The 26,718-nt window shown below is 68.5% G+C and carries 23 protein-coding genes and 1 tRNA gene; 11 read left to right on the top strand and 13 right to left on the bottom strand.

The window, feature by feature from the left end; all coding sequences use genetic code 11:
- Nucleotides 1-60: 60 nt before the first annotated feature.
- A complete protein-coding gene (locus BKK79_RS19390) occupies nucleotides 61-2,418 on the top strand; it encodes a Tex family protein (protein ID WP_071038267.1) in 2,358 nt (785 codons plus the stop codon).
- A 157-nt stretch (nucleotides 2,419-2,575) separates the two neighbouring features.
- Here BKK79_RS19390 and BKK79_RS19385 read toward each other — a convergent pair whose 3' ends face one another.
- The 10 genes from BKK79_RS19385 to BKK79_RS19340 all read right to left on the bottom strand — a co-directional run bounded on the left by BKK79_RS19385 (nucleotide 2,576) and on the right by BKK79_RS19340 (nucleotide 14,769).
- Complete coding sequence (locus BKK79_RS19385) at nucleotides 2,576-4,474, bottom strand: potassium transporter Kup (RefSeq protein WP_071013429.1); 1,899 nt, start codon at nucleotides 4,472-4,474, stop codon at nucleotides 2,576-2,578.
- A 304-nt stretch (nucleotides 4,475-4,778) separates the two neighbouring features.
- Entirely contained in the window at nucleotides 4,779-5,849 is a 1,071-nt protein-coding gene (locus BKK79_RS19380) for a tripartite tricarboxylate transporter substrate binding protein (protein WP_083384227.1), read from the bottom strand.
- A gap of 266 nt (nucleotides 5,850-6,115) precedes the next feature.
- A complete protein-coding gene (locus BKK79_RS19375; RefSeq protein WP_071016436.1) occupies nucleotides 6,116-7,066 on the bottom strand; it encodes an NUDIX hydrolase in 951 nt (316 codons plus the stop codon).
- Nucleotides 7,067-7,151: 85 nt separating this feature from the next.
- Nucleotides 7,152-7,877 (bottom strand): ABC transporter ATP-binding protein, encoded by a 726-nt coding sequence (locus BKK79_RS19370; protein WP_071013432.1) that lies wholly within the window; start codon nucleotides 7,875-7,877, stop codon nucleotides 7,152-7,154.
- The gene (locus BKK79_RS19365) at nucleotides 7,874-8,707 is read right to left on the bottom strand and encodes an ABC transporter ATP-binding protein (protein WP_071038266.1); all 834 of its coding nucleotides are present in this window, start codon (nucleotides 8,705-8,707) and stop codon (nucleotides 7,874-7,876) included. The genes BKK79_RS19370 and BKK79_RS19365 overlap by 4 nt, the downstream gene beginning before the upstream one ends.
- A complete protein-coding gene (locus BKK79_RS19360; protein ID WP_084084794.1) occupies nucleotides 8,704-9,759 on the bottom strand; it encodes a branched-chain amino acid ABC transporter permease in 1,056 nt (351 codons plus the stop codon). The genes BKK79_RS19365 and BKK79_RS19360 overlap by 4 nt, the downstream gene beginning before the upstream one ends.
- Before the next feature lie 96 nt (nucleotides 9,760-9,855).
- Nucleotides 9,856-10,722: a branched-chain amino acid ABC transporter permease gene (locus BKK79_RS19355; protein ID WP_071013438.1), complete on the bottom strand. Its 867-nt coding sequence runs from the start codon at nucleotides 10,720-10,722 to the stop codon at nucleotides 9,856-9,858.
- Nucleotides 10,723-10,830: 108 nt separating this feature from the next.
- A complete protein-coding gene (locus BKK79_RS19350) occupies nucleotides 10,831-12,018 on the bottom strand; it encodes an ABC transporter substrate-binding protein (RefSeq protein ID WP_071013440.1) in 1,188 nt (395 codons plus the stop codon).
- A 148-nt stretch (nucleotides 12,019-12,166) separates the two neighbouring features.
- Nucleotides 12,167-12,961: an alpha/beta fold hydrolase gene (locus BKK79_RS19345; protein ID WP_071038575.1), complete on the bottom strand. Its 795-nt coding sequence runs from the start codon at nucleotides 12,959-12,961 to the stop codon at nucleotides 12,167-12,169.
- A 185-nt stretch (nucleotides 12,962-13,146) separates the two neighbouring features.
- Nucleotides 13,147-14,769, bottom strand: a complete 1,623-nt coding sequence (locus BKK79_RS19340; RefSeq protein ID WP_071038264.1) for a benzoate-CoA ligase family protein — start codon at nucleotides 14,767-14,769, stop codon at nucleotides 13,147-13,149.
- A 246-nt stretch (nucleotides 14,770-15,015) separates the two neighbouring features.
- Between BKK79_RS19340 and BKK79_RS19335 the strand changes: the two genes are divergently transcribed.
- From BKK79_RS19335 to BKK79_RS19290, 10 genes are all read left to right on the top strand, one after another.
- Entirely contained in the window at nucleotides 15,016-15,936 is a 921-nt protein-coding gene (locus tag BKK79_RS19335; RefSeq protein WP_071038263.1) for a helix-turn-helix transcriptional regulator, read from the top strand.
- Nucleotides 15,937-16,155: 219 nt separating this feature from the next.
- A tRNA-Met gene (locus tag BKK79_RS19330) sits at nucleotides 16,156-16,231 on the top strand.
- A 215-nt stretch (nucleotides 16,232-16,446) separates the two neighbouring features.
- Nucleotides 16,447-17,031 (top strand): NUDIX hydrolase, encoded by a 585-nt coding sequence (locus BKK79_RS19325; protein ID WP_071013447.1) that lies wholly within the window; start codon nucleotides 16,447-16,449, stop codon nucleotides 17,029-17,031.
- A 28-nt stretch (nucleotides 17,032-17,059) separates the two neighbouring features.
- Nucleotides 17,060-17,803: a leucyl/phenylalanyl-tRNA--protein transferase gene (aat, locus tag BKK79_RS19320; RefSeq protein ID WP_071013450.1), complete on the top strand. Its 744-nt coding sequence runs from the start codon at nucleotides 17,060-17,062 to the stop codon at nucleotides 17,801-17,803.
- 80 nt (nucleotides 17,804-17,883) lie between these two features.
- Nucleotides 17,884-18,666 carry an arginyltransferase gene (locus BKK79_RS19315; protein WP_071013452.1) on the top strand — a complete coding sequence of 261 codons (783 nt, stop codon included), beginning with the start codon at nucleotides 17,884-17,886 and terminating at the stop codon, nucleotides 18,664-18,666.
- Nucleotides 18,667-18,851: 185 nt separating this feature from the next.
- Nucleotides 18,852-19,889 (top strand): quinone-dependent dihydroorotate dehydrogenase, encoded by a 1,038-nt coding sequence (locus BKK79_RS19310; RefSeq protein WP_071038262.1) that lies wholly within the window; start codon nucleotides 18,852-18,854, stop codon nucleotides 19,887-19,889.
- Nucleotides 19,890-19,965: 76 nt separating this feature from the next.
- Nucleotides 19,966-21,024, top strand: a complete 1,059-nt coding sequence (locus BKK79_RS19305) for an aldo/keto reductase (protein ID WP_071038261.1) — start codon at nucleotides 19,966-19,968, stop codon at nucleotides 21,022-21,024.
- Between the two features lie 262 nt (nucleotides 21,025-21,286).
- Entirely contained in the window at nucleotides 21,287-22,258 is a 972-nt protein-coding gene (locus tag BKK79_RS19300) for an ABC transporter substrate-binding protein (protein WP_071013458.1), read from the top strand.
- Nucleotides 22,259-22,423: 165 nt separating this feature from the next.
- Nucleotides 22,424-23,320 carry an ABC transporter permease gene (locus tag BKK79_RS19295; RefSeq protein ID WP_071013461.1) on the top strand — a complete coding sequence of 299 codons (897 nt, stop codon included), beginning with the start codon at nucleotides 22,424-22,426 and terminating at the stop codon, nucleotides 23,318-23,320.
- Between the two features lies 1 nt (nucleotide 23,321).
- Nucleotides 23,322-24,116, top strand: coding sequence for an ABC transporter ATP-binding protein (locus tag BKK79_RS19290; protein WP_071013463.1), 795 nt, complete (start codon nucleotides 23,322-23,324; stop codon nucleotides 24,114-24,116).
- Nucleotides 24,117-24,213: 97 nt separating this feature from the next.
- Here the strand turns inward: BKK79_RS19290 and BKK79_RS19285 are convergent, their stop codons facing one another.
- The 3 genes from BKK79_RS19285 to BKK79_RS19275 are packed head-to-tail and all read right to left on the bottom strand — an operon-like array spanning nucleotide 24,214 to nucleotide 26,695.
- A complete protein-coding gene (locus BKK79_RS19285; RefSeq protein ID WP_071038260.1) occupies nucleotides 24,214-24,516 on the bottom strand; it encodes a hypothetical protein in 303 nt (100 codons plus the stop codon).
- Nucleotides 24,513-25,925: a LutB/LldF family L-lactate oxidation iron-sulfur protein gene (locus BKK79_RS19280; protein WP_071013468.1), complete on the bottom strand. Its 1,413-nt coding sequence runs from the start codon at nucleotides 25,923-25,925 to the stop codon at nucleotides 24,513-24,515. Before BKK79_RS19280 ends, BKK79_RS19285 begins: the two co-directional genes overlap by 4 nt.
- 44 nt (nucleotides 25,926-25,969) lie before the next feature.
- The gene (locus tag BKK79_RS19275; protein ID WP_071013471.1) at nucleotides 25,970-26,695 is read right to left on the bottom strand and encodes a (Fe-S)-binding protein; all 726 of its coding nucleotides are present in this window, start codon (nucleotides 26,693-26,695) and stop codon (nucleotides 25,970-25,972) included.
- Nucleotides 26,696-26,718 lie beyond the last annotated feature (23 nt).

Genomic DNA, 26,718 nt, shown 5'->3' with positions numbered 1-26,718 from the left:
GGCGCCGCGGGCTTGTGGCAAAATGCCCCGCTTTCGACTGACTGTTTTCCTGTATTCCGGATGCCCAACCTGCCCGCCCACGTTTCACAAAAGATCGAGTCGCTGATCGCGGCCGAACTCTCGGTGCAACCCCGCCAGGTGGCGGCGGCCGTCGCGCTGCTGGACGAAGGCGCCACCGTGCCCTTCATCGCCCGCTACCGCAAGGAAGTCACGGGCAACCTGGACGACACGCAACTGCGCACGCTGGAAGAACGCCTGCTCTACCTGCGCGAGATGGAAGAGCGCCGCCTGGCCATCCTGGCTTCGATCGAAGAACAAGGCAAGCTGACCGACGTCCTGCGCACCGCCATCGAAGGCGCCCAGACCAAGCAGGCGCTGGAAGACCTCTACCTGCCCTACAAGCCCAAGCGCCGCACGCGCGCCCAGATCGCGCGCGAATGCGGCCTGGAGCCGCTGGCGCAGGCCCTGCTGGCCGATCCCACGCTCGAGCCGCAGGCCGAGGCCGCCAAGTACGTCAACGGCAACCCCACTGCCGACGGCGGCGTGCCCGACGTGAAAGCCGCGCTGGACGGCGCGCGCGACATCCTCTCCGAGCAGTTCGGCGAAACCGCCGAACTGCTCGGCAAGCTGCGCGACCACCTGTGGAACCAGGGCGTGGTCAGCTCGACCGTGATGGAAGGCAAGGAAGGCGCGGAGGAAGAGAAGTTCCGCGACTACTATGCTTACAGCGAGCCTATCCGCAACGTGCCGTCGCACCGCGCCCTGGCCTTGTTCCGGGGCCGCAACGCCGGCGTGCTGATGGTCAAGCTGGGCCTGGGCGAAGAGCAGGACACGCTGGTGCCCCACCCCTGCGAAGGCATGATTGCGCGCCACTTCGGCATCCAGAACCAGAACCGCCCCGCCGACAAATGGCTGGGCGACGTGTGCCGCTGGTGCTGGCGCGTCAAGGTGCAGCCGCACATCGAGACCGAGCTGCTGACCCAGCTGCGCGAGACCGCCGAGGGCGAAGCCATCAAGGTGTTCGGCCGCAACCTGCACGAATTGCTGCTGGCGGCGCCGGCCGGCCACAAGGCCGTGATGGGCGTCGACCCCGGCATCCGCACCGGTTGCAAGGTAGCCGTGGTCGATACCACCGGCAAGCTGCTCGAGACCGCCACCATTTACCCGCACGAGCCGCGCCGAGACTGGAACGGCTCGCTCGCCACCCTGGCGCGGCTGGCCAAGCAGCATGGCGTGGCCCTGGTCTCGATCGGCAACGGCACCGCCAGCCGCGAGACCGACAAGCTGGTGCAGGACCTGATGCGCCAGGCTCCCGAGCTGAAGCTGACCAAGATCGTGGTCAGCGAGGCCGGCGCCTCGGTCTACTCGGCCTCTGAACTGGCGGCCAAGGAATTCCCCGAGCTCGACGTCTCGCTGCGTGGCGCGGTGTCGATCGCGCGCCGCCTGCAGGATCCGCTGGCGGAGCTGGTCAAGATCGATCCCAAGTCGATCGGCGTGGGCCAGTACCAGCACGACGTCAACCAGCGCGAACTGGCGCGCGCACTGGACGCCGTGGTCGAGGACTGCGTGAACGCCGTGGGCGTGGATGTCAACACCGCTTCGGCGCCGCTGCTGGCGCGCGTCTCGGGCCTGAACACGGTGCTGGCGCGCAATATCGTCGACTACCGCGACGCCAACGGCGCCTTCGCCAACCGAGAGGCACTGAAGGCGGTGCCGCGCCTGGGCGACAAGACCTTCGAGCAGGCCGCGGGCTTCCTCCGCATCAACAACGGCGACAACCCGCTCGACCGCTCCTCGGTCCACCCGGAAGCCTATCCGGTGGTCAAGCGCATCCTCGACCATATCAAGAAGGACCTCTCCGCCGTGCTGGGCAACCGTGAAGCCCTGCGCGGCCTGTCGCCGGCCCAGTTCACCGACGACACCTTCGGCCTGCCGACGGTGCGCGACATCCTGGCCGAGATGGAGAAGCCCGGCCGCGATCCCCGCCCCGAGTTCAAGACCGCCACCTTCCAGGAAGGCGTCGAGGAGATCAAGGACCTGCAGCCCGGCATGGTGCTGGAAGGCGTGGTGACCAACGTGGCCGCCTTCGGTGCCTTCGTCGACATCGGCGTGCACCAGGATGGCCTGGTCCACATCTCCGCGCTCTCCTCCAAGTTCGTCAAGGATGCGCACGAGGTCGTCAAGGCCGGGCAGATCGTCAAGGTCAAGGTGATGGAAGTCGACGTCAAGCGCAACCGCATCGGCCTGTCGATGCGGCTGGACGATGAGCCCGGCCAGAGTTCACGTTCGGCCGGCGGCGGCGATCGCGGCAGCGAGCGCGGCGGCCAGCGCAGCGGCGGCAAGGGCTTCGGCGGTGGACGCCGCGAAGCGGAGCCGGCGGGCGCGATGGCAGCGGCTTTCGCCAAGCTCAAGCGCTGAAGACCCGGCACCGGCGCGGCGGCAGGCGGCAGGCGATAGGCGGTAGCCAGCCGCCGGCCGCACGCGCTGCCCGCTGGCGCCCGGCAAGGCAAGAAAAAGCCCCCGCATGCTCGCGCATGCGGGGGCTTTTTCCTGGGTGCAGCGGCCAGCCGGCCGCTCAGATCTCGACCTTGGTGCCCAGTTCCACGACCCGGTTGGCCGGGATCGAGAAGAAGTCCGACGGCTTGGCGCCGTTCTGGTGCATCCAGGCGAACAGGCTCTCGCGCCACATCGACATACCCGGCAGCTTGGACGGGATCACCGATTCGCGCGCGATGAAGAAGGAAGTCTCCATCAGCTCGAAGGCCATGCCCAGCTTGCGCTGCGCCAGGTCCAGCACCTTCTGCACATCGGGCGTCTCCTTGAAGCCGTATTCGGAGCGCAGGATGTAGATGCCACCGCCGAGGTCCTTGCACGCCAGGCGGCGGTCATCATCGACGTAGGGGATGTCACGCGTCACGAAGGTCAGGAAGACCACGCGCTCGTGCAGCACGCGGTTGTGCTTCAGGTTGTGCAGCAGCGAGACCGGCACATAGTCCGAATTGCCGGTCAGGAACACGGCGGTGCCTTCGACGCGGTGCGGCGGGTGCGCCAGCAGGCCGGCGATGAACGGTTCGAGCGGGATGCCGTCCTCGAGGCTGCGCGCGCGCAGCAGCTTGCGGCCGCTGTACCAGGTCATCAGCAGGAAGAAGGCCAGGCCGCCCAGCAGCAGCGGGAACCAGCCGCCCTCGGCCACCTTCAGCAGGTTGGCAGAGAAGAAGGCAAGATCCACCATCAGGAAACCGAGGCCGATCAGCATGACCAGCACCGGGTTCCACTTCCAGACATTGCGCATCACCACCACGGCGAGGAAGGTAGTGATGACCATGGTGGTGGTCACGGCGATGCCGTAGGCCGCGGCCAGGTTGTCCGATTTCTTGAAGGCGACCACCACGGCGATCACCAGCACCAGCAGGATCCAGTTGATCACCGGCAGGTAGATCTGGCCGATCTCCGCGTCCGAGGTATAGCGGATGCGCATGCGCGGCACGAAGCCGAGCTGGATGGCCTGACTGGTCAGCGAGAAGGCGCCGGAGATGACCGCCTGCGAGGCGATCACCGTGGCCAGCGTGGCCAGCAGCACCATAGGCAGCTGCAGCATGTCCGGCACCATCAGGTAGAAGGGGTTCTCGATCGCCTTGGGGTTCTGCAGCAGCATCGCGCCCTGGCCGAAGTAGTTCAGCATCAGGCAGGGCATGACCAGCACGAACCAGCCGTAGCGGATCGGGCGGGCGCCGAAGTGGCCCATGTCGGCGTAGAGCGCCTCGGCCCCGGTCAGCACCAGGAAGACCGAGCCCAGCACCACGAAGGCCTGCAGCGAGTGCTCCATCAGGAAGCTGATCGCGTGGTGCGGACTGAGCGCCATCAGGATGCCCGGCGCGTGCATCAGGTGCAGCAGGCCCAGCGCACCGAGTGCGAGGAACCACACCACCATCACCGGGCCGAACAGTTTGCCGACCGTCGCGGTGCCGCTGCGCTGGATCAGGAACAGCGCACACAGGATCACCAGGGTGATGGGGATGACGAAATGCGACAGCCCCGGCGCCGCGATCTCCAGCCCTTCCACCGCTGACATCACGGAGATGGCCGGCGTGATCACCGCGTCGCCGTAGAACATGCAGGCGCCGAAGATGCCGAACATCATCAGCATCTTGGCCCGGCGCGAGCGTGGCGCGGCCGTGCGCAGCGCGAGCGCCATCAGGGCCAGCACGCCGCCTTCGCCGTCGTTGTCCGCGCGCATCACGAACAGCACGTATTTGAGCGAGACCACGATGATCATCGCCCAGAACAGCATCGAGATGATGCCGAGCACGGCCGCCTCGCTGAAGGGGATGCCGTGCTCCGCGCTGAAGCACTCCTTGAGCGAGTAGAGGGGGCTGGTGCCGATATCGCCGAAGACGACGCCGATTGCGCCGATCACCAGGGCACGCGTGCTCGGGCTTTCGACGTAATAGTGGCTGGTTGCGGATTGGGTCATGGATTGGGGTCAGCTTGGCCGGCTCGACCGCCCCGGACAGGACGGAAGGCCAGAGGCCGGATGCGGCTCGGCTCCGGTTCGCTATTGCATTGCACAAACGCGCGCCATTCTAGTGGAAGAGCCGGACTACGGCCACTGCGGGAGATACTGGCTGCGCCATCCGGTTTGGCAAGCATGCGAGGGAAGCGGCATACGGTCAACCCCCCGGGCGCCGGCGGCCGATCCGTGCGCGCAGCGTGTGGCGTTGCACGTCCGCCACACAAAGTGCACCAAGCCATACTCGACGGGCTCGACGGCCCTGCACTCAGTCGACGTGCAGGTCCATCTGCCTGGCCAGCTCGCCGAAGCGCGCGATATCGCGCTCGATCACGGCCTGGAACTCCTGCGGGGTGCTGGTGGTGACGTCATAGCCCAGGGCCTGCAGTTCGGCAGCCATTTCAGGCCGCCGCATCACTGCGGCGATGGCGCTGTTGAGGCGGCGCACGATGGCCGGCGGCGTCGCCGCCGGAGCCAGCACGCCGTGCCACTGGTTGAGCGCATACCCCGGCAGGCCCTGCTCCGCCACCGTCGGCACCCCGGGCAGCAACGGCGAGCGCTGCGGCGAGGTCACCGCGAGTGCGCGCAGCGTGCCGGCCTGGATGAACGGCAGCGCGCTGGATGCGGTGACGATGCCCAGCGGCACGTTGCCGGCCAGCACCGCCTGCAGGGCGGGACCGCAGCCTCGATACGGCACGTGCAGCCAGTCCGCCCCGGTGCGGCGCATCAGCATCCCGCCGGCCAGCTGCTGCGGCGTGCCGTTGCCGCAGGATGCGTAGGCCGGCGTCGCCGTGGCGCCCGGGCCGGTGGCACCGAGCCCCACCCGCCGCACCGCGCGCGCGTCGAGGGCCTGGCGCAGGCTCAGCCAGGGCGACGACACCGTCGTCACCAGCACCGACGGCACGTAGGCCACATTGATCACGCCGCGCAGGTCAGACTGTGGCGAAAAGCCGAGCTTGCGGTAGACGGCGGGATTGATGGCATAGCTGCTGTTGACCATCAGCAAGGTGTAGCCGTCGGGCCTGGCATGGGCCACCAGTTGTGCGCCGATGTTGCCGCTGGCGCCGGCGCGGTTCTCCACCACCACCGGCTGCCCCAGCTCCCCTTCCAGCCGTGCGGCGAGCTTGCGCGCCAGCAGGTCGGTGCCGCCGCCCGGCGGAAAGGTGACGACCAGCTCGATCGGACGGCCGGGATAGGGCACGGCGCCTGCGCGCGGTGCCGCCACAGACGGTGCCGCCGCCAGCGCCACGACAATGGCGCCCGCTGCCACGAGAACGCCGCGCGCCGGCGAGCGGGCAGGAGTACTGCTGGCCGGGATTCGCAGCTTACTTATACTCATACCGAGCATTATCTGGGTAAACGAACAAGACGAATAACACGCCGCTTTGCCTGAGGCACGTCGCCCTGCCGGCCTAGCACGGCACATTAGCGGCCTCCCGATAGCGGTCTCCGTCGGAGAGCATCACGCTAATTATGCTAGCAATGAGCATAATTGAGGTCAAGCCCGGGTTTTCCCACCGGCGGGCGGCCCGGGCGCGCAGGCCAGGCGGCCATGCCGTGCGGGGACGGTTGCCCCGCGTCACAGGAATCCATCGGCCCGGAACGCTAGCGGGCCAGCGGCAGCTTGCTACCGGCGATGGCCCGTTCCAGCAGCACGTCGCCGCGGAACTGGAACAGCTTGGCCGGCCGGCCGGCCGAACCCTGCGTCAGTTGGCCGGTCTCTTCCACCAGCGCCTGCTGCTCGATGAAGCGGCGGAAATTCTGCTTGTGCAGGCTGCGGCCCGCCACCGCCTCGAAGGCCTGCTGCAACTGCAGCAGCGTGAAGGTCGGCGGCATCAGTTCGAACACCACAGGGCGGTAGCGGATCTTCGCGCGCAGGCGTGCCATGGCGGTGGCCAGGATGCGGCGGTGATCGTGCAGCATCGCATCGCCTGGCAGCAGCTCGCTCCCCTGCCCCGCGCCACGCTGCACGGCCTCGGGCACCAGTCCGGCCTCGAACAGCAGTTCGTAGCGCTGCAGCACCATCTCCTCGTTCCAGGAGGCCTCGTCGGCCCCGAAGGTGAAATCGATGCGCTGCCGGCGGCGGCGCCGGGCAGCCGCGTCGTCCGCCAGCGCCGACCAGCGGTGCAGCGCGGGCAGGATCCGGCCGGCCACCACGGGGGGCGAGCCCTCACGCCAATCCTCCCATGGGAAATACCTGTACCAATCCTGCCAGCCGATGCCCTCCTCGCCGGCTTCGGCCGACTCGCGCGTGAGGCCGAGATAGCTCACCGAGATGACACGCTGGCCCTGCTGGTTGGCGCGGTCGCGATCCGCAAAGGTATAGAGCTGCTCGACGTAGCCCAGCGGATGATGGGTCTGCGTCTCCACCCAGGCGCGCAGCCCGGCCTGCAGCGAACGGTGCGAGGATTCGAACGGACCGGCCGGCAAGGCGTGGGCACCGTCGCGCGTCAGCACGCGGGGCTGGCCCTGGCTGACTGCGACCAGCACGGCGACCAGCTCGGCCGCGACCGCATCGGCGGAGGGCACGGGAGAACGGGAGTCGGCGGATGGCATGGCGTCGGAGAAAAGCCACATTGTAGAGGCTCGCCGCCCGGCAGCCACTCCTGCCGGGCCGCTCCGGCATGCCGCGGCCGCGCCCTCAGACGCCGAGATAGCGGTCCAGCCGTGCCGGCGCAGCGGCCAGGGCGGGCGCCGCCTCGTCGAGCACGACCTGTCCTTTCTCCAGCACGACGGCGCGGTCGGCATGCGCGAGCACCGCGCGGTAGTTGCGGTCGACCACCACGCAGGCGATGCCGGTCGCGCGGATGGTGGCGATGACCTGCCAGATCTCCCGCACGATGCGCGGCGCCAGCCCTTCGGTGGCCTCGTCCAGGACCAGGCACTCGGGATTGGTCATCAGCGCGCGGCCGATCGACAGCATCTGCTGCTCGCCCCCGGACAGCTCATGACCGCCGTTCGAGAGCCGCTCCTTGAGGCGCGGGAACAGGTCGAGCACGCGCGCCTCGTCCCAGTCGAAACGGCCGCTGCTGCCCTTGCCCGCCGCCATGATCAGGTTTTCCCGCACCGACAGGTTGGGGAATACGCCCCGCCCTTCCGGCACGTAGGCCACGCCCAGGCGGGCCACTTCGTGCGGCCGCGCGCGCGAGACATCGCGCCCGGCCACCACGATCTCGCCGCGGCGCTGGCGCACATGGCCCAGCAGCGTGCGCAACAGCGTGCTCTTGCCCATGCCGTTGCGGCCCAGCAGCCCGACCGTCTCGCCGCGCGCCACGCGGAAATCGATGCCGCGCAGCACGTGGCTGCTGCCGTACCATGCCTCGACGCCCGCAGCGCGCAGCATCGGCTCTCCGGAGGTCGGTTTCATGCCGCGTGCTCCTGCTCGCTCTGGGCGCCGGCATCGCCTGCGCGGTGCTCACCGTGCTCACCCTCAGCCATATCGTCCTCCCCCAGGTAAGCGAGTTGCACTTCGCGATTGACGCGGATCGCCGCGGGGCTGTCCGAGGCGATCACCGTGCCATTGACCATCACCGTGATACGGTCGGCCACGGCGAATACCGCCTCCATATCGTGCTCCACCAGCAGCACGGCATGGCCGTCGCGCAGGCCGTGCAGCAAGTCGAGCATGCGCGCCGACTCCTCCGGCCCCATGCCCGCCAGCGGCTCATCGAGCAGCAGCACCTGGGGCTGCGTCGCCAGGCACATCGCGACTTCGAGCTGGCGCTTCTGCCCGTGCGACAGCGCACTGGCCACGACCCCGGCCACGCCGGACAGACCGGCACGCTCGAGCGCCTCGTCGGCCAGGGCGCGGCTGAGGCGGCAGCCCTGCGCGCCCTCCCACAGCCGCCAGGCCCGCTGCGCGCGCGCCTGTGCGGCCAGCCGGCAGTTCTCGCGCACGCTCAGGGGCAGGAAGATATTGTTGCGCTGGTAGCTGCGGCCCACGCCATGGCGCGCCAGGCGCGGCTGCGCCCAGCCGGTGACGTCCTGCCCCTGCAGGCGCAGCCGCCCGCCCGACGGCGCCAGCTCGCCCGACAGCATATTGATCAACGTGGACTTGCCGGCGCCATTGGTACCGATCACCGCATGCACCTGCCCCAGTTCCAGCGACAGGTTCACCTCGGATACGGCCAGCAGGCCGCCGAAGCGGCGGCTCAAGCCTTCGGCCTGCAGCACGGGCGTGTTCATGGGCGTGCTCATGCTGCCTCCCCCGCGCCAGGGCTGGCGCCGCGCTGCGGCGACGGCGGCGACCGCCGCCGCAGCCGCGGACCGAGGCTGCCGCCCAGCCCGACCAGCCCGCGCGGCAGCAACGCCACGGCCAGGATGATGAAGCCGCCCATCAGCAACTGCCAGTGCCGGGTCAGGCCGCTGAACCACTCGGCCAGCAGCACGAAGGAGAAGGCGCCCAGCACCGCGCCGGCGAGGCTGCCTACGCCGCCCAGGATGACCATCAGCATAACGTTGCCAGACTGGTGCCAGGAGGCGATCTCCGGATTCACGAAGCCGAACTGGATGGCGTAGAGGTAGCCGGCCAGCCCGGCCAGCGTGCCGCCGGCGACGAAGGCGCCGAGCTGGTAGCGGTAGCTTGCATAGCCGGCCGCCCGCATGCGCTGCTCGTTGTGGCGGATGCCGACCAGGGCGTGGCCGAAACGCGAGCGCAGCAATTGCGCCAGCATCGCCACCGTCGCCGCCAGCGCGGCGAGCACCAGCCAATAGAAGGCGGCCGCCCCATCGACATTCAAGACCCGGCCGCCGGGCAGGCCGAATTCGGGCCGGAAGTAGATATAGGTGCCGTCGCTGCCGCCGGCCAGCTTGGTGTCGTGGAAGACGAAATAGACCATCTGGGCGAAGGCCAGCGTGACCATGATGAAGTAGATGCCGCGCGTGCGCAGCACCAGCATGCCGACGAGCAACGCCAGCATGGCCGCGGCGGCCATCGCCGCAGCCATCAGCAGCCAGCCGTTGCCCGGGCCGGACTGCGGCGCCAGCATCGCCGTGGCGTACGCGGCGGCGGCGAAGTAGGCGGCATGGCCCAGGCTGACCAGCCCCGTATAGCCGATCAGCAGCTGCAGCGACAGCGCGAAGATGGCCATGATCATCACCTTGCTCAGCAGCTCGATGTAGAACTTGCCCGCATCGCCGTCCAGCAGCGGCGGCAGCCAGGCCAGCGCACCCAGCGCCACCAGCCACGCCAGCACGGCCGGCCAGGCGGGACGCTCGCCCCGCCCTTCCCTCATTGCTCCTGCCAACATCCTCGCCTCCTCATGCTGCGCGGCCGCACCTGCGGCCGCCCGAGCCATCCGCCCGCGTCACCATCTATCCAGCCCGCCTTGAACAACCCTCCATGTTCAGCCCGCCTTGAACAGGCCCTGGGGCTTCCACAACAGGATCACCGCCATCAGCAGGTAGATCAGCACGCCGGCCGCCTCCTGCCAGAAGACCTTGCCGAAGGTATCGACGAAGCCCAGCAGCAGCGCCGCCACCAGGGCGCCCTTGACCGAGCCGATGCCGCCGATCACCACCACCACGAAGCATACGATCAGCACCTGCGCGCCCATGCCCGGATAGACCGAGGAAACCGGCGCCGCGATCATGCCCGCCAGCACCGCGAGCGCCACGCCCAGCGCGAACACCAGGCGGTACAGCAAGGTGATGTTGATGCCCAGCGACTGCACCATTTCGCGGTTGCTGGCACCGGCACGGATCCTCATGCCCAGCCGCGTGCGGCGGATCACCAGGTACATCGCCGCGGCGACCAGCAGGCACACCGCCGAGATGAAGAGCCGGTAGACCGGGTAGGTCATCTCGTTGCCGATCGGCAGCGCCCCGTCGAGGATGGCTGGCACCGGTACGCCATGCACGTCGTCGCCGGCGAGGATGCTGCGCAATTCCTCGAACACCAGGATCAGGCCGTAGGTCATCAGCACCTGCTGCAGGTGGTCGCGTTCGTAGAGATAGCTGAAGAACAGCCACTCCAGTACATAGCCGAAAGCCACCGCCAGTGCGATGCCCAGCGGGATGGCCACGAACAGGCTGCCGGTCAGGCTGGCCAGCGTGAAGGCCAGATAGGCGCCGAGCATGTAGAAGCTGCCGTGGGCGAGATTGATCACGCCCATGATGCCGAAGATCAGCGTCAGGCCGCTCGCCACCAGGAACAGCAGCAGGCCGTACTGCACGCTGTTCAGGCATTGGATGAGAAAGGAAACGATGTCCATGCGCCGTACCCCGGGAGCCGGTTCAAGGAAAAGGCCGCGCCCCGCGCGCGCACGGATGCCCATGCACGCGCAGTGTCGCACCGCGCGGCCGCGACGAGACCCGCCGGCTCAGAGCCGGCAGCCGCGCCCCGGGTCGGCCAGGGACTTGACGGCCACGCCGCTGACCTTGTTTTCGCGGCCGTCCACTTTGCGCAGGTAGAAGTCCTGCACGGGGTTGTGCGCCTTCGACAAGGTGAAGGCGCCGCGCGGGCTGTCGATGCGCGCGGCCTCGATGGCCTTGTAGAGTTCCGCCTTGCGGCTCATGTCGCCCTTGACCGCGCCGGTGCCGGCCGACAGCATCTGCGCGGCGTCATAGCCCTGCACGGCGTAGACGTCGGGCTGCAGCTTGAAGGTCTTGGCATACGCCAGCCGGAAGGTCTTGTCGCGCGCGCTGCCGAGACCATCCGCATAGTGCAGCGTGGTCTCCAGGCCCTGGGCCGCGGCGCCCTGTGCTTCGAGCGTGCCGTCGGTCAGGAAGCCGGAAGCGTACAGCGGGATCTTGTCCTTCAGCCCGGCCGCGGCCCAGTCCTTGACGAACTTGACGGCGCCGCCTCCGGCGAAGAAGACGAACACCGCATCGGGCTTGAGGGCCGCCACCTCGGTGATCAGCGCCTGGAACTCGACGTTGGGGAACGGCAGGCTCATCTCCTTGACGACCTTGCCGCCCTTGGACTCGAAGGCTTCCTTGAAGCCCTTGACCGACTGCTCGCCGGCCGCGTACTTCCACGTCAGCGTGACCACCTTCTTCAGGCCGCGCTCGGCCAGCACGTGGCCCATCGCATAACCGGGCTGCCAGTTGGAAAACGAGGAGCGGAAGATGTTGGCGCCGCACAGCGGGCCGGTGGCCTCGTCCACCCCGGCATTGGGGATGATCAGCAGCGTGTTGTTTTCCTTGGCCACCTTGACCAGGCCCATCTGCACGCCGGAGTGCACGGTGCCGACCACCACGTCGACCTGGTCGCGCTTGATCAGCTTGGCGGCGTTTTCCGGAGCCTTGGCCGGGTCCGACTCGTCGTCGACCTTGAAGTATTCGATCTCGCGCCCGCCCAGCTTGCCGCCCTGCTCCTGCACGTACAGCTTGAAGCCATTCTCGATGGCATTGCCGAGCGCGGCGTAGGTGCCGGTATAGGGCAGCATGAAGCCGACTTTGATCTTGCCGCCGGCGGCGGTCTGGGCGCTGGCGCCCCCGCCGATGGCCAGGGCCGCAGCCGCGGCCAGGCAGGCAGGCGCGAGCCTGCGCAATGCATTGCGATGCATGGTTCCGTCTCCTCCTGATACCCGGCCGTTCCGGGTGAACTTCGTCGTCGCCTGTCCGGCGGTGCGTGGCCACGAGGCATGCCCCGGCCGATCGCAACGGATCGGGCGGAGCCAGCCTGGCCAGCGCCCCGGTGGACTGGCGCGCAAATTATTTTAGGCTTGAAGTTTCTGCGTTTATATATGCGGATACGGCTGCCGTCAACTGCTCGGGCTGGTCACGATGGGGCGAGTGGCCGCACCGCGGCAGTTTAAGCAGGACCGTCTGCGACGCGTGCTGGTGGATACCCTCGATCTGCGCCATGGTGCCGTATTCGTCGTCCTCGCCCTGCACGGCCAGCACCGGGCATCGCAGCCCGGACAGCAGCGGCCGGAGGTCCCAGGCGCGGAATGCCGGATCCAGCCAGATATCGTTCCAGCCCCAGAACGCCGAGTCGGCATCGTCGTGGTGGCGTGCCAGCTTGTCGCGCAGGTCGCTTTCCAGATAGGCCCGCCTGGCCTGCTCGATGCTGCGCACCGACAGGTCCTCGACGAGGATGTGCGGCGCCACCACCACCACGCCCTCCACAGCCGGCGCGAAGCTGGCCGCGTAGATCAGTGCGATCGAGCCGCCGTCGCTGTGTCCGAACAACCACGGGCGGCCGTGTGCGCGCCCGGGGCCGATGTCGAGCACGTCGAACAGCGCCGGCAGCGCCTCTCGTGCCTGCCGGTGCATGAAATCGACACCCCACTTCTCTTCGTGCGGGCGCGGCGTCGAGCGCCCGTAACCGTAGCGCGAGATCACCAGGCCGCGAAAGTCGCCCGCCTCGCAAAGGCGGCGCGGATAGTTGCGCCACAGGCTGACCGATCCCAGGCCTTCATGCAGGAACACCAGCAGTGGCCGCCCGGCCCGCTCCGGCCGCAGCCACTGCGTCTCGATGCGGATGGGGCGCCCGTCGAAGCGGATCTCCGCCCACTGCGGTTGCTGCTGTTCTTGCTGCTGTTCTTGCTGCTGTTCTTGCTGCTGTTCTTGCTGCTGTTCTTGCTGCTGTTCTTGCTGATGCTGTTGCTGTTGCTGCTGTTGCACTCCGCATGGCTGCATGACTCGGTCATCCTTGGTGGCGATCCGGAAAGGCGGGGCCGGGCACGGGGTCAGGCCCCGCCCGGCGGCGTCGACGCGGCCGGTGCCGGCCGCTCGCGTTCGCGCAGCCGGAAGCGCTGGATCTTGCCGGTGGCGGTCTTGGGCAGTTCCTCCAGGCAGACGATCTCGCGCGGGTATTTGTAGGGCGCCAGGCGCGACTTGACGAAGGCCTGCAGTTCGGCGGCCATGCCCTCATGCCATTGCTGCCCGGGTCGCAGTACCACGAAGGCCTTGGGCTTGACCAGGCGGTCGGCGTCCTCGATGCCGATCACCGCCGCCTCCAGCACCGCCGGATGCTGTGCCAGCGCGGCTTCCACCTCGAAGGGCGAGACATAGATGCCGCCCACCTTCAACATGTCGTCACTGCGCCCGGCATAGGTGTAGTAGCCCTCCGCGTCGCACAGGTACTTGTCGCCGCTGCGCGTCCACGCGCCGACGAAGGTGTCGCGGCTCTTCTCGCGGTTGCCCCAGTACATCAGGGCGGCGGAGGGACCCATCACATAGAGGTCGCCGATCTCACCCGGCGCGCACGGTTGCCCGGCCTCGTTCAGCAGCTTGATCCGGTAGCCCGGCACCGGCTTGCCGGTAGTGCCGTAGCGCACCTCGCCGGGCCGGTTGGAAAGGAAGATGTGCAGCATCTCGGTGGAGCCGATGCCATCCAGGATGTCGCAGCCGAAGCGGGCGCGGAAGCGCTCACCGATATCCCGGGGCAGCGCCTCGCCGGCCGAGGTGCAGACGCGCAGCGCCACCTCCTCCCGCGCCGGCAGCCCTTGCGCCGCGAGCATGCCCGCGTACAGTGTGGGCACGCCACAGAAGACCGTGGGCCGCTGCGCCCGCAAGCGCTGGAACACGGCGGCCGGAGTGGGGCGCTCGGCCATCAGCACCGTGGCAGCCCCGACCGCGAGCGGGAAGGTCAGCGCATTGCCCAGGCCGTAGGCAAAAAACAGCTTGGCCGCGGAAAACACCACGTCGTCCTCGCGCAGGCCGAGCACCTGCCGCGCGTAGAGATCAGCGGTATGGAACAGGTTGCCGTGCGTGTGGACGGTCCCCTTGGGGCGACCAGTGGAGCCGGAGGAGTACAGCCAGAAGGCGATATCGTCCGGACCGGTCGCGGCGGCTTCCGGCAACGGCGGCGCCGTCACTGCCAGCGCGCTCACACTGCCTTGCGGCACCGCCCCCGCGTACGGCGCGGCGAGAATCATCAGGGGCTCGGTGCGGGTGCTGCCGATGGCCGCGCGCATCCGCTCCACCAGGGCCTCCGACACCACCACGGCACGCGCGCCGCTGTGGCCCAGCATATAGGCGTAGTCGTCGGCCGTGAGCAGCGTATTCACCGCCACCGGCACCACGCCAGCCAGCAGGCAGCCGAGGAAGGCGACCGGAAAATCGATGGTGTCGAGGGCGCACAGCAGGAGACGCTCCTCACGCCGCAGCCCCGCCTCCAGCAGGGCACTGGCAAAGCGTCGGCTGCGCTGCTCGAGTTCGGCAAAGGTGAGCGAAGCGGCATCGTCGAGATAGGCGATCTTGCCGGCACGGCCTGCCGCGAGGTTGCGCGCCAGCAAGTCGGCCGCGGCGTTGTAGTGCGCGGGCAGCACGGCGATCGGCGCGGCGGCGCCGGCGGTGGGGGGCGTCATCTCGGGTCTCCTCCGTTCTTCTGCGGCGCGGCGATCGGCGCCGTGTCCGCTGGCCGCACCGTGCTTGCGGGCGGTCTCCTGTTCTCGGGCGGATCGCCGCGCACGTCGATACGCGCCGCAGGCCTCCGCTCATGTCCATGCATTTTATTGCATATCGCCTATTATGCAAGCACCGTAGTGCAATATAGCGCAGCAACGACAGGGCTTATAATGCCGCCAGCCTAGGAATTCCATGCCTTGCCCGCCATGCCCCGCGATCCCTCCACCCTGCTCTCCCCCGACACCCGCGCCGCAGGTGAGCGCGACCCCTACCTGACACAACTGGGTGAGCGCATTCGTTCCCTGCGCGCCGCCCGCGGCATGTCGCGCAAGGATCTTGCACGCGGCGCCGACGTCTCCGAACGCTATCTCGCCAACCTGGAGACCGGCACCGGCAACGCCTCGGTACTGCTGCTGCGCCAGGTCGCGCATGCGCTCGATGTGCCGCTGCCGGTGGTTCTTGCAGAGGTGGACGACCAGGGCGGCCCGCGTGCCGCCGAGTTCACCCAGCTCATGCAGTGGATGGCCCAGTTGCCTGGCGACCAGCTCGCCCGCGTGCGCGAAGCCTGCCGCAACGCGCTGGCGCCTGCCGACTCGCGCGACGCGCGCCATCGCCGCGTCGCCCTGATCGGACTGCGCGGCGCCGGCAAATCGACGCTGGGGCGCGGGCTGGCGCAGGCGCTCGGTGTGCCCTTCGTCGAGTTGAACCGCGCCATCGAGGAAGAGGCAGGCGCCAGCCTGTCGGAGATCCACTCGCTGTATGGACAAGCCGCCTACCGCCGCTACGAAATGCGTGCGCTCGAGCGCGTGCTGCGCGACAACGAGCACATGGTGCTGGCGACTCCGGGCAGCCTGGTGTCGGAGCCGGCCACCTTCAACCTGCTGCTGGCACACTGCTACACCGTCTGGGTGCGCACCTCGCCGGAAGAACACATGGCGCGCGTGGTCGCGCAGGGCGACATGCGACCGATGCAGGGCAACACCGAGGCCATGACGGACCTGCGCCGCATTCTGCAGGCGCGCACGCCGCTGTATGCACGCGCGGATGTCACCATCGACACCAGCGGTCAGGATCCGCAGGCTTCGCTGCAGGCGCTGCGCGCGCAGTTGCGCTTGCTCGGCGCCTGAAGAACCGACGCGCGCCTTGCCTTGCACAAGGCGCCGCGCAAACCCGATCAAGAGCATTGCCACGATCGCGCCGAACCTGGGCGCTTGCCGGCAATCTAATGATCAGGTGCGGACGATATGGGGCCGCGGTGCACATCCAAAGTTCGCAGGGCAGCGGGTCTCACGAAATTTCCTGTTGCAATGCGCAAGCGGTTCCCATATAATCTTTTCTTCGACGGACGCGGGGTGGAGCAGTTGGCAGCTCGTCGGGCTCATAACCCGAAGGTCGCAGGTTCAAGTCCTGCCCCCGCAACCAACTACCGTCGCAGGCCTGCGGCCTGAATCACATCAAACGCCCTTCCGGGCGTTTTTTGTTTTGGGCGCGGCGATCTTTCCCTCGAAGGGAAAGGGACGCAGCCTCATGCACGACACCACCGGCCAGGCTCCTCGCACCGCCTGCAGCCGCGCTCCGCGCCCTACGACGCCCGGGTCGGGGTGATACACTTCCGCCATTCCTCCCGGACGCCCCTCATGAAATTCTGCTCGAACTGCGGCCATGCGGTCGTGCTGCGCGTGCCCGATGGCGACAGCCGCCCACGCCATGTGTGCGACAACTGCGGCACGATCCACTACGTCAATCCGCGCAACGTGGTCGGCACCATCCCGGTGTGGGAAGACAAGGTGCTGCTGTGCAAGCGCGCCATCGAGCCGCGCTATGGTTTCTGGACACTGCCGGCCGGCTTCATGGAAATCGGCGAGACCACTGCCCAGGGCGCGGCGCGCGAGACGCTGGAGGAAGCCGGTGCGCGGGTACAGGTCGGTGAACTGTACTCCATCCTCAATGTGCCGCATGTGCATCAGGTCCACCTGTTCTACCTGGCCCGGCTCGAAGATCTCGACATCGCACCGGGCGAGGAGAGCCTCGAGGTCAAGCTGGTCGCCGAGGCCGACGTGCCCTGGGACGAACTGGCCTTCCCCACCGTGGTCCATACGCTGCGCAGCTTCTACGCCGACCGTGCCGCCGGCCGCCTGCACGACGGCAGCTTCCGCGTGTACAGCTTCGACATCGACAAGCCCATGCGCCCGCTGGCCACGCGGGCGACCGTCGCTCCCTGACGGCCGGCGTGCCGCCGCGCCGCGCCGCATGATCGCCTGGCTGGAACCTCAAGACCCCTTTCCGCCGCTGGAGCGCGCGCTCGGTGCCGGCACCGACGCGCCCGGGCTGCTCGCGGCCAGCCGCGACCTGACCCCGCAGCGGCTGCTGCTGGCCTACCGGCAAGGCATCTTCCCCTGGTATTCCGAAGGCCAGCCGGTGCTGTGGTGGAGCACCGATCCGCGCATGGTGCTGGTGCCGCAGGCCTTCAAGATCTCTGCCACTTTCCGCAAGACGCTGCGCCGCGTGCTGCGCGAGCCCGAGTGGGAGATCCGCGTTGACGACGATTTCATCGCCGTGATGCACGCCTGCGCCAACACCTGGCGCGAAGGCCAGCAAGGCACCTGGATCACGCCCGACATCGTCGCCGCCTACGGCGGACTGCACCGGCAGGGCCTCGCCCACAGCGTCGAGACCTGGTACCGCGGCGAGCGCGTGGGCGGGCTCTACGGGGTGGCGATCGGCCGCATGTTCTACGGCGAGTCGATGTTCGCCCACCGCACCGATGCCTCCAAGATCGCCCTGGCGGCGCTGTGCGCCTTCCTCGGCAAGCACGGCGTGGCGATGATAGACTGCCAGCAGGAAACCGACCACCTGGCTTCGCTCGGCGCCCGTCCCATCTCCCGCGCCGATTTCGTGGCCCATGTGCGCGGCGCCACCCAGCTCCCGGCCATCGTGCCCTGGGACTTCGACAAGTCGGTGCTGGCGCGCTGGACGCAGGCGGCGGAGTCCTGAACCGGAGGCGCGCGGCAGCCCGTGGCCGATGTGCCGTCTGCCGTGCCTTGCCCGGCCGCCCCACCCGCAACAGGCGAATCATGAGCAAGCTGAAGGAATTGCCCCTGTCCGCGCTGCAGTTCTATGCCACGGCGCCCTATGCTTGCAGCTACCTGGACGGACGCATGGCCCGCTCGCAGGTGGCCACCCCCGCGCACCTGATCAATGCCGATGTGTACTCCCGCCTGGTACGCGCCGGTTTCCGCCGCAGCGGCATCTTCACCTATCGCCCTTATTGCGACGACTGCCAGGCCTGCACGCCCTGCCGCGTGCTGGTCGACCATTTCTCCCCCGACCGCAGCCAGCGCCGCGCCTGGGAACGCCACCACACGCTGCGCGCGCTGGTGGCGCCGCTGACCTACGTCGAAGAACACTACGCCCTCTACCTGCTCTACCAGTCGATGCGCCATGCCGGCGGCGGCATGGACCAGGACAGCCGCGACCAGTACGAACAGTTCCTGCTGCAGAGCCGCGTCAACTCGCGCCTGGTGGAGTTCCGCGAGCCGCCGGAGTCGCCCGAGGCCGGCCGCCTGCGCATGGTCAGCATGATCGACGTGCTGGACGACGGGCTGTCCTCGGTCTACACCTTCTACGACCCGCTCGAGGTGCGTGCCAGCTACGGCACCTACAACATCCTGTGGCAGATCCGCCAGACGCGCGAGCTGGGCCTGCCCCACCTCTACCTCGGCTACTGGATCGAACAGAGCCGCAAGATGGCGTACAAGGCGCGCTTCCAGCCGATGCAGGTATTGCGCGGCAACCAGTGGCAGCCCTTCTCCAGCGTCGAAGACGGCATCCGGAGCGACGGCGCCGGCGGCGCCTGAAGCCGGCACCCGAGGCCGGCGGCACCGCCAGTGCGCACCGCCCCGCGCGGGCCGCGCAGTTCCGGCCGCAGGCCGAAACGCTACAATGCCGCCTGGTCCGCGGCGCTTCGCCGCCGGCGCGCCGGGCCCACGCCGCCCGGCCCCGCGCCGCTTCCTTCCGTCTTCGCCAGTCTCCGGTCCTCAACGTGCTCAACGCGCTCTACCCCCTGTTTCGCCCCGCCCTCTTCTCGATGGATGCGGAGGATGCCCACCATTTCACGCTGAACAACCTGCGCCGCGCCCGGCGCCTGGGCTTTGCCGGCTGCATCGGCAACCGGGTGACCGACGATCCGCGCACTGTGATGGGCGTGCGCTTTCCCAACCCCGTCGGCCTGGCCGCCGGCCTGGACAAGGACGGCGCCTACATCGACGGGCTGGCCGCGCTGGGCTTCGGCTTCATCGAGGTCGGCACGGTCACCCCGCGCGCCCAGCCCGGCAATCCGCGTCCGCGCATGTTCCGCCTGCCGCAGGCCGATGCGCTGATCAACCGCATGGGCTTCAACAACGGCGGCGTGGACGCCTTCATCGCCAACGTGCAGGCTTCGCGCTGGAAAGCCGAAGGCGGCGTGCTGGGGCTCAATATCGGCAAGAACGCCGATACGCCGATCGAGCGTGCCGCCGATGACTACCTGTACTGCCTGGAGCGCGTCTATCCGCACGCCAGCTACGTCACCGTCAACATTTCTTCGCCGAATACCAAGAACCTGCGCCAGCTGCAGGGCGCCAGCGAACTGGATGGCCTGCTGTCCGCACTCAAGAACGCCCAGCAGCGCCTGGCCGACCAGCACAAGCGCTACGTACCGGTGGCACTGAAGATCGCGCCGGACCTCGACGCCGACCAGATCGGCAATATCGGCGACGCGCTGGTGCGCCACCGCATCGACGGCGTCATCGCCACCAACACCACCATCTCGCGCGAGGCCGTCAAGGGCCTGCCGCACGCCGAGGAGGCCGGCGGCCTGTCCGGCCGCCCGGTGTTCGCGCCGTCCACCGCGGTGGTCAAGGCGCTGCGCGCCGTGGTCGGCGATGCGGTGCCCATCATCGGCGTGGGCGGCATTTTCGGCGGCGCCGAGGCACGCGCCAAGATCGAGGCGGGCGCCCAGCTGGTGCAGTTGTACAGCGGCCTGATCTACCGCGGCCCGAACCTGGTCAGCGAGTGCGCCGCCGCGCTGCGCACGCGCTGACATGACGCGCGCCCGGCCGCTCGGCCGGGCCTCCCCATCCACGCTTCTCCCGGCAACGCACAAGGACACCCGCGCAATGGAAACCATCCGACTGGGCCGCAGCGACCTGCAGGTCTCGCGCATCTGCCTCGGCACCATGACCTTCGGCGAGCAGAACACCGAGGCCGAAGGGCACAGCCAGCTCGACTACGCGCTGTCGCGCGGCATCAACTTCATCGACGCCGCCGAGATGTACCCGGTCAAGCCTCGCGCCGAGACCTACGGCGAGACCGAGCGCATCGTCGGCAAGTGGCTCAAGCGCCAGCCGCGCGACCGCGTGGTGCTGGCCACCAAGGTGGCGGGCCCGGCACGCATGCCGTGGATCCGCAATGGCGGCGACCTGACGCCGGCCAGCATCCGCGAGGCCGTGGAGGGCTCGCTGGCGCGCCTGCAGACCGACCACGTCGACCTGTACCAGATCCACTGGCCGGCCCGCAACGCACCGATCTTCGGCCAGAAGGCCTTCGACCCGGCGCGCGAGCGCGAATGTGCCTCGATCCAGGCCCAGCTGGAGGCCATGGGCGAACTGGTGCGCGCCGGCAAGATCCGCTACGTCGGTGTGTCCAACGAGACGCCGTGGGGCGTGGCCGAATTCGTCAAGCAGGCCGAGCTGCATGGACTGCCGCGCATCGCCACCATCCAGAACCCCTACAACCTGCTCAACCGCAGCTTCGAGCAGGGGCTGGACGAAGCCTGCTACCGCAGCGAGGTCAGCCTGCTGGTGTACAGCCCGCTCGCTTTCGGCCAGCTCACCGGCAAGTACCTGGCGGGCCCCGCCGACGCACCGGTCTTCAACCAGGCCGCGCAGGGCCGCCTGACCCGCTTCTCGCCCGACTGGAGCCCGCGCTACATGCGCGCCGAGACGCTGGCCGCATCGGCCCGCTACGTGTCCCTGGCACGCGAGGCCGGGCTGTCACCGGCCTCGCTGGCACTGGCCTGGTGCTATTCGCGCTGGTTCGCCGCCAGCACCATCATCGGTGCCACCAGCCTGGCTCAACTGCAGGAAGACATCGATGCCTGGCAGGTCCGCTTGCCCGAGGACGTGATCGCGGCAATCGAGCGAATCCACGCTGAGATTCACAATCCCGCGCAATAATTGACCTCCCGGCAACGACTTTCTGGTGTTTCTGCGGCATTTTTGTGCACCGCAAAAGTCCAGCCGCCGCGGAAGTGGTATGCTCCCTGCCGCATCGCCGTCGTAACCGCCACGGCCCACGCCCGCACCCGCCCGCCGCCGGGTGCGCGGTGCCCGCGGCGGCCCGGCCATCCCGCGCCCCGCGCGGTCCGGCCAGGACGGCAAAACCATGATCCATGCGGCCTATACCACCCATGCTGCCAGTAGGGGGAGATCAAAGAAGATGAAGAGCCTCAAGTCGACCACAAAGACCATCCTGGGCGCCGCCGCCGCGCTCGCCTTGCTGTACGGCGGTGCCGTGCAGGCGCAGAGCGTCAAGGTCCTGTCGATCGTCGATCACCCGGCCCTCGACGCCATCCGCGACGGCGTGCGCGCCGAGCTGAAATCAGCCGGTTTCGACGCTGACAAGAACCTGAAGTGGGAATACCAGAGTGCCCAGGGCAACACCGGCACCGCGGCACAGATCGCCCGCAAGTTCGTCGGTGACCAGCCCAATGTGATCGTGGCCATCGCCACCCCGTCGGCGCAGGCCGTCGTGGCCGCCACCAAGAGCGTGCCCGTGGTGTACTCGGGCGTCACCGACCCGGTGGCGGCGCAACTGGTCAAGAGCTGGAGCCCGTCGGGCACCAACGTGACCGGCGTGTCGGACAAGCTGCCGCTGGACAAGCAGGTCGCCCTGATCAAGCGCGTGGTGCCCAAGGTCAAGACCGTGGGCATGGTCTACAACCCGGGCGAGGCCAACTCGGTCGTGGTGGTCAAGGAGCTGACCGGCCTGCTGGCCAAGGAAGGCATCGCGCTGAAGGAAGCCGCCGCCCCGCGCACGGTCGACATCGGCCCGGCCGCCAAGAGCCTGATCGGCAAGGTCGACGTCATCTACACCAACACCGACAACAACGTGGTATCCGCCTACGAGGCCCTGGTCAAGGTGGCCAACGAGTCGAAGATCCCGCTGGTCGCCGCCGATACCGACAGCGTCAAGCGTGGCGCCATCGCCGCGCTGGGCATCAACTACGGTGACCTGGGCCACCAGACCGGCAAGGTCGTGGTGCGCATCCTGAAGGGCGAGAAGCCGGGCGCGATCGCCTCGCAGACCAGCGACAACCTCGAGCTGTTCGTCAACACCGGCGCCGCCGAGAAGCAAGGCGTCACGCTCTCGCCGGAACTGGTCAAGGAAGCGAAGGAAGTCATCAAGTAAGCAGCGGCGCTCGCCGTGGCCCGCCCGCGCCCCGCGCCGGGCAGGCCCGCGCCCCCCGGGCCTATCGGCCCATCCCGGCGGCGGCGGCGCACGGCTTACCCAGGTGCTGCGCCACTGCCGGCCGCTTCCGGCCCAGCGCGCCGGAATTCGTCACAGGATTTCCCCATGTCCCTCTTTTCCCTTCTGGGCGCCCTGGAGATCGGCCTGATCTTCAGCCTGGTCGCCCTCGGGGTGCTGATCTCCTTCCGCATCCTGAACTTCCCCGACCTGACCGTCGACGGCAGCTTCCCGCTGGGCGGTGCCGTCGCGGCCACGCTGATCTCCGCCGGGCAGGACCCCTTCCTGGCCACCGCGGCCGCCATCGCCGCGGGCGCGGTCGCCGGCCTGATCACCGGCTGGCTCAATGTGCGCCTGAAGATCATGGATCTGCTCGCCAGTATCCTGATGATGATCGCGCTCTACTCGGTCAACCTGCGCATCATGGGCCGCCCCAACGTGCCGCTGATCACCGAGTCGACGGTGTTCACCCTGCTGCAGCCCGACTGGCTGCCCGACTACGTCCTGCGTCCGGCCCTGCTGCTGATCGTGGTGGTCGTCGCCAAGCTGGGCCTGGACTGGTTCTTCTCCTCGCAGCTCGGCCTGGCCATGCGCGCCACCGGCGCCAACCCCCGCATGGCACGCTCCCAGGGCATCGCCACCGGCCGCGCCACGCTGGCCGGCATGGCCCTGTCCAACGGCCTGGTAGCGCTGGCGGGCGCGCTGTTCGCGCAGACCCAGGGCGGCTCCGACATCTCGATGGGCATCGGTACCATCGTGATCGGCCTGGCCGCGGTCATCATCGGCGAGACCATCCTGCCGGCGCGCCGCCTCGTGCTGACCACGCTGGCCGTGGTGCTGGGCGCCATCCTCTACCGCTTCTTCATCGCGCTGGCGCTCAACAGCGACTTCATCGGCCTCAAGGCGCAGGACCTGAACCTGGTCACTGCCGCCCTCGTGACCTTCGCGCTGGTGCTGCCCGCCACGCGCAAGAAGCTGTTCGGCCGCAAGAACGGAGGTGCCTGAGATGCTGCGCGCTAAAGACCTGAAGCTCACTTTCAATCCGGGCACCCCGATCGAGACGCGCGCGCTGCGCGGGCTCAACCTGGAAATCCCCGCCGGCCAGTTCGTCGCCGTGATCGGCTCCAACGGTGCCGGCAAGTCGACCTTCCTGAACGCCGTCAGCGGCGACCAGATGGTCGACTCCGGCAGCATCACCATCGACGCCACCGACGTCACGCGCCAGCCCGCCTGGGACCGCGCCCACCTGGTGGCGCGCGTGTTCCAGGACCCGATGGCCGGCACCTGCGAGGCACTCACCATCGAGGAGAACATGGCGCTGGCGATGGCGCGCGGGAGCAAGCGCGGTTTCCGCGCGGCGCTGAACCGCCAGTCGCGCGAGCTGTTCCGTGACAAGCTGCGCCTGCTCAACCTGGGGCTGGAAAACCGCCTGACCGACCGCATCGGCCTGCTCTCCGGCGGCCAGCGCCAGGCAGTCAGCCTGCTGATGGCCTCGCTGCAGCCGTCGCGCATCCTGCTGCTGGACGAGCACACTGCGGCGCTGGATCCGAAGACCGCGGCCTTCGTGCTGGAACTGACGGCGCGCATCGTCGAGGAAAGCAAGCTGACCACCATGATGGTGACCCACAGCATGCGCCAGGCGCTGGACTACGGCCAGCGCACGGTGATGCTGCACCAGGGCCAGGTGGTGCTGGACGTCTCCGGCGACAAGCGCCGCGGCCTGGACGTGCCCGACCTGCTGCGCATGTTCGAGCAGACCCGCCACGAGCAGCTCGACGACGACGCTCTGCTGCTGGGTTGATGGCGCTCCGCCCCGCGCCGGGGCGGCGGCCCGGCCGGCAGATATGAACGCCCGCGTGCCTCGGCCCGCGGGCGTTTTCACACAAGCGAGGGCCGGCCTACTGTTGCGCCGCCTTGTCGAGCCAGCGCTTCAGCTGGTCGGTGACCGCGTTGCTGGAGAAAGAGCAGCTGTCCTGGGCGAACACGGCCGACATCTCCAGCCGGCGCAGCAGCTCTTCCATGGCCTGGCCGAACACCGGCGGCAGGCTCAGCCCTACCGCCGCGTCGCGCCAGACCTGCACCAGTCCGTCGGCGGCCAGCCGGCCCGCCACGTGTGCGTCCAGGGCGGCGCGCATGCTGGCCAGCGCCGCGGTATTGGCCGGATTGCCTTGTGCCGCCGGATGTGCATCGGTGCCGCTCATGCGCGTGCCCTCCTTTCCTTGTACAGCTCGCGGAACGTGCGTCCGGCCGGGGCCGGCATATCGCGCGTCTCCGTCCATCCCTTGCCCGCCAGCGGCAGGCTGGCGATCGACTTGCCACTGCCGCCCATGCGCGCCAGCAGGCGCGCGGCGATGCGCGTGGCCAGCGCATACAGCGCCGGGCGGCCGGCAACATAGGCCCAGGCCCGCAGCGCCACGCGCTCCTGCCACGGGCGCAGGCCCCGCTCCATCTGCTTCTCGCGCAACTTGCGCAGCAGGTCCGACAAGGGAATCGAGGCCGGGCAGACTCGGTTGCATTCGCCGCACAGTGTGGCGGCCTGCGGCAGGTCGACGGCATTGGCCAGCCCGACGTAGCTGGGTGTCAGCACGCTGCCCATCGGGCCCGGATAGACCCAGCCGTAGGCGTGGCCGCCGATCTTCTGGTAGACCGGGCAGTGGTTCATGCAGGCACCGCAGCGGATGCAGCGCAGCATCTCCTGGAACTCGCCGCCGATCAGGCCGGCACGGCCGCCGTCGACCAGCACGAAATACATGTGCTCGGGGCCATCGCGCTCGCCTTCTGCGCGTGGTCCGGTCAGCAGCGAAAAGTAGTTCGAAATGGCCTGGCCGGTGGCCGAGCGCGGCAGCAGCCGCATCACCGTGGCCAGGTCTTCCAGCGTCGGCAGCACCTTCTCGATGCCGGTCACCGCGACATGTACGCGTGGCATCACCGTGCACATGCCCTCGTTGCCCTCATTGGTGACCACCGCCACCGAGCCGGTCTCGGCGATGATGAAGTTGCCGCCGGTGACCCCCATGTCCGCCGACAGGAACTCCGGGCGCAGCACTTCGCGCGCCTCGCGGGTCATGTCGGGAATCTCGGTCAGGCGCGGTTTGTGGTGGACCTTGGCAAACAGGTCGGCGATCTCGTCCTTGTCCTTGTGCACCACCGGCGCGATGATGTGCGAGGGCGGCTCCGAGTCGTTGATCTGCAGGATGTACTCGCCCAGGTCGGTCTCGATGCTCTGCACGCCCATCTCGCCCAGCACCTGGTTCAGCCGCATCTCCTCGGTCACCATGGACTTGCTCTTGATGACCTTCCTGACGCCGTGCTTCTGCGCGATCTCCGCCACCAGGCGCGCGGCATCCGCGGTGGTCTCGGCGAACAGCACGGTCGCGCCGCGCCGCGTGGCGCTCTCCTCGAAGGTGGCCAGCCAGACATCGAGATTCTCGAGCGCCCGGTTGCGGCGCTCCTTGAGCGCGGCGCGCGTGGCGTCGAAATCGATCTCGTGGATGGCCTCGGCGCGCGCCGTGACGAACTTGGTGGAAAGCTTCTTCAGGTTCTGCTGCAGGCGCTGGTCGGCCAGCTTCTGGCCGGCGCGCGCCTTGAATTCCATGCTGTGGACTTGCATCGTGTGATGGCCTCCGCTTCTTGCCTGCCGGGCTGTGCCGCCGTTCAGGCGTCGCCAGCCAGCACCTGGGCGATGTGCAGCACGCGCGTGCGTGCGTCGCCGGTACGGCGCAGGCGGCCTTCGATATTGAGGATGCAGCCGAGATCGCCCAGCACCACGGCGTCGGCGCCGCTGTCCCGGATATTGGCGCACTTCTCGTCGACGATGGCGGTCGAGATATTGCCGTACTTGACCGAGAAGGTACCGCCGAAACCGCAGCAGGCTTCGCAGTCCTTCATCTCGGTGAGCTGCACGCCCGGCAGCCTGGCCAGCAAGGCACGCGGCTGCGCCTTGACGCCGAGTTCGCGCAGGCCCGAGCAGGAATCGTGATAGGTGATGCGTCCGGCGAAATCCGAGTCGAGGGTCTCCAGGCCGGCCACGTTGACGAGGAAGTCGGTCAGTTCGTAGACGCGCTCGCGCAGGCGCTCGTAGCGGCCGTTCAGTTCCGGGTCGTCGCGCAGCAGGTCGCCATAGTGCTGGCGGATCATGCCGGCGCAGGAGCCCGAGGGCACCACCACGTAGTCGAACATCTCGAACTCGCGCAGGAACTTCTCGGCCAGGTCGCGCGCGCCCGCGCGCTCGCCGGAGTTGTAGCCCGGCTGGCCGCAGCAGGTCTGCGCCTCCGGGACCATCACCTCGCACCCGGCCTTCTCCAGCAGCTTCAGTACCGAGAACCCGATCTCCGGGCGCATGAGGTCCACCAGGCAGGTGGCGAACAGACCGACTCGCATTGTTTCCCTTCATCGAGACCCGA

It is taken from the genome of Cupriavidus sp. USMAA2-4 (assembly GCF_001854305.1).
Taxonomy (GTDB): Bacteria; Pseudomonadota; Gammaproteobacteria; order Burkholderiales; family Burkholderiaceae; genus Cupriavidus; species Cupriavidus malaysiensis.
Note: the sequence above shows the minus strand (reverse complement) of the source record. Positions and strands in the feature narration are given on the sequence as shown.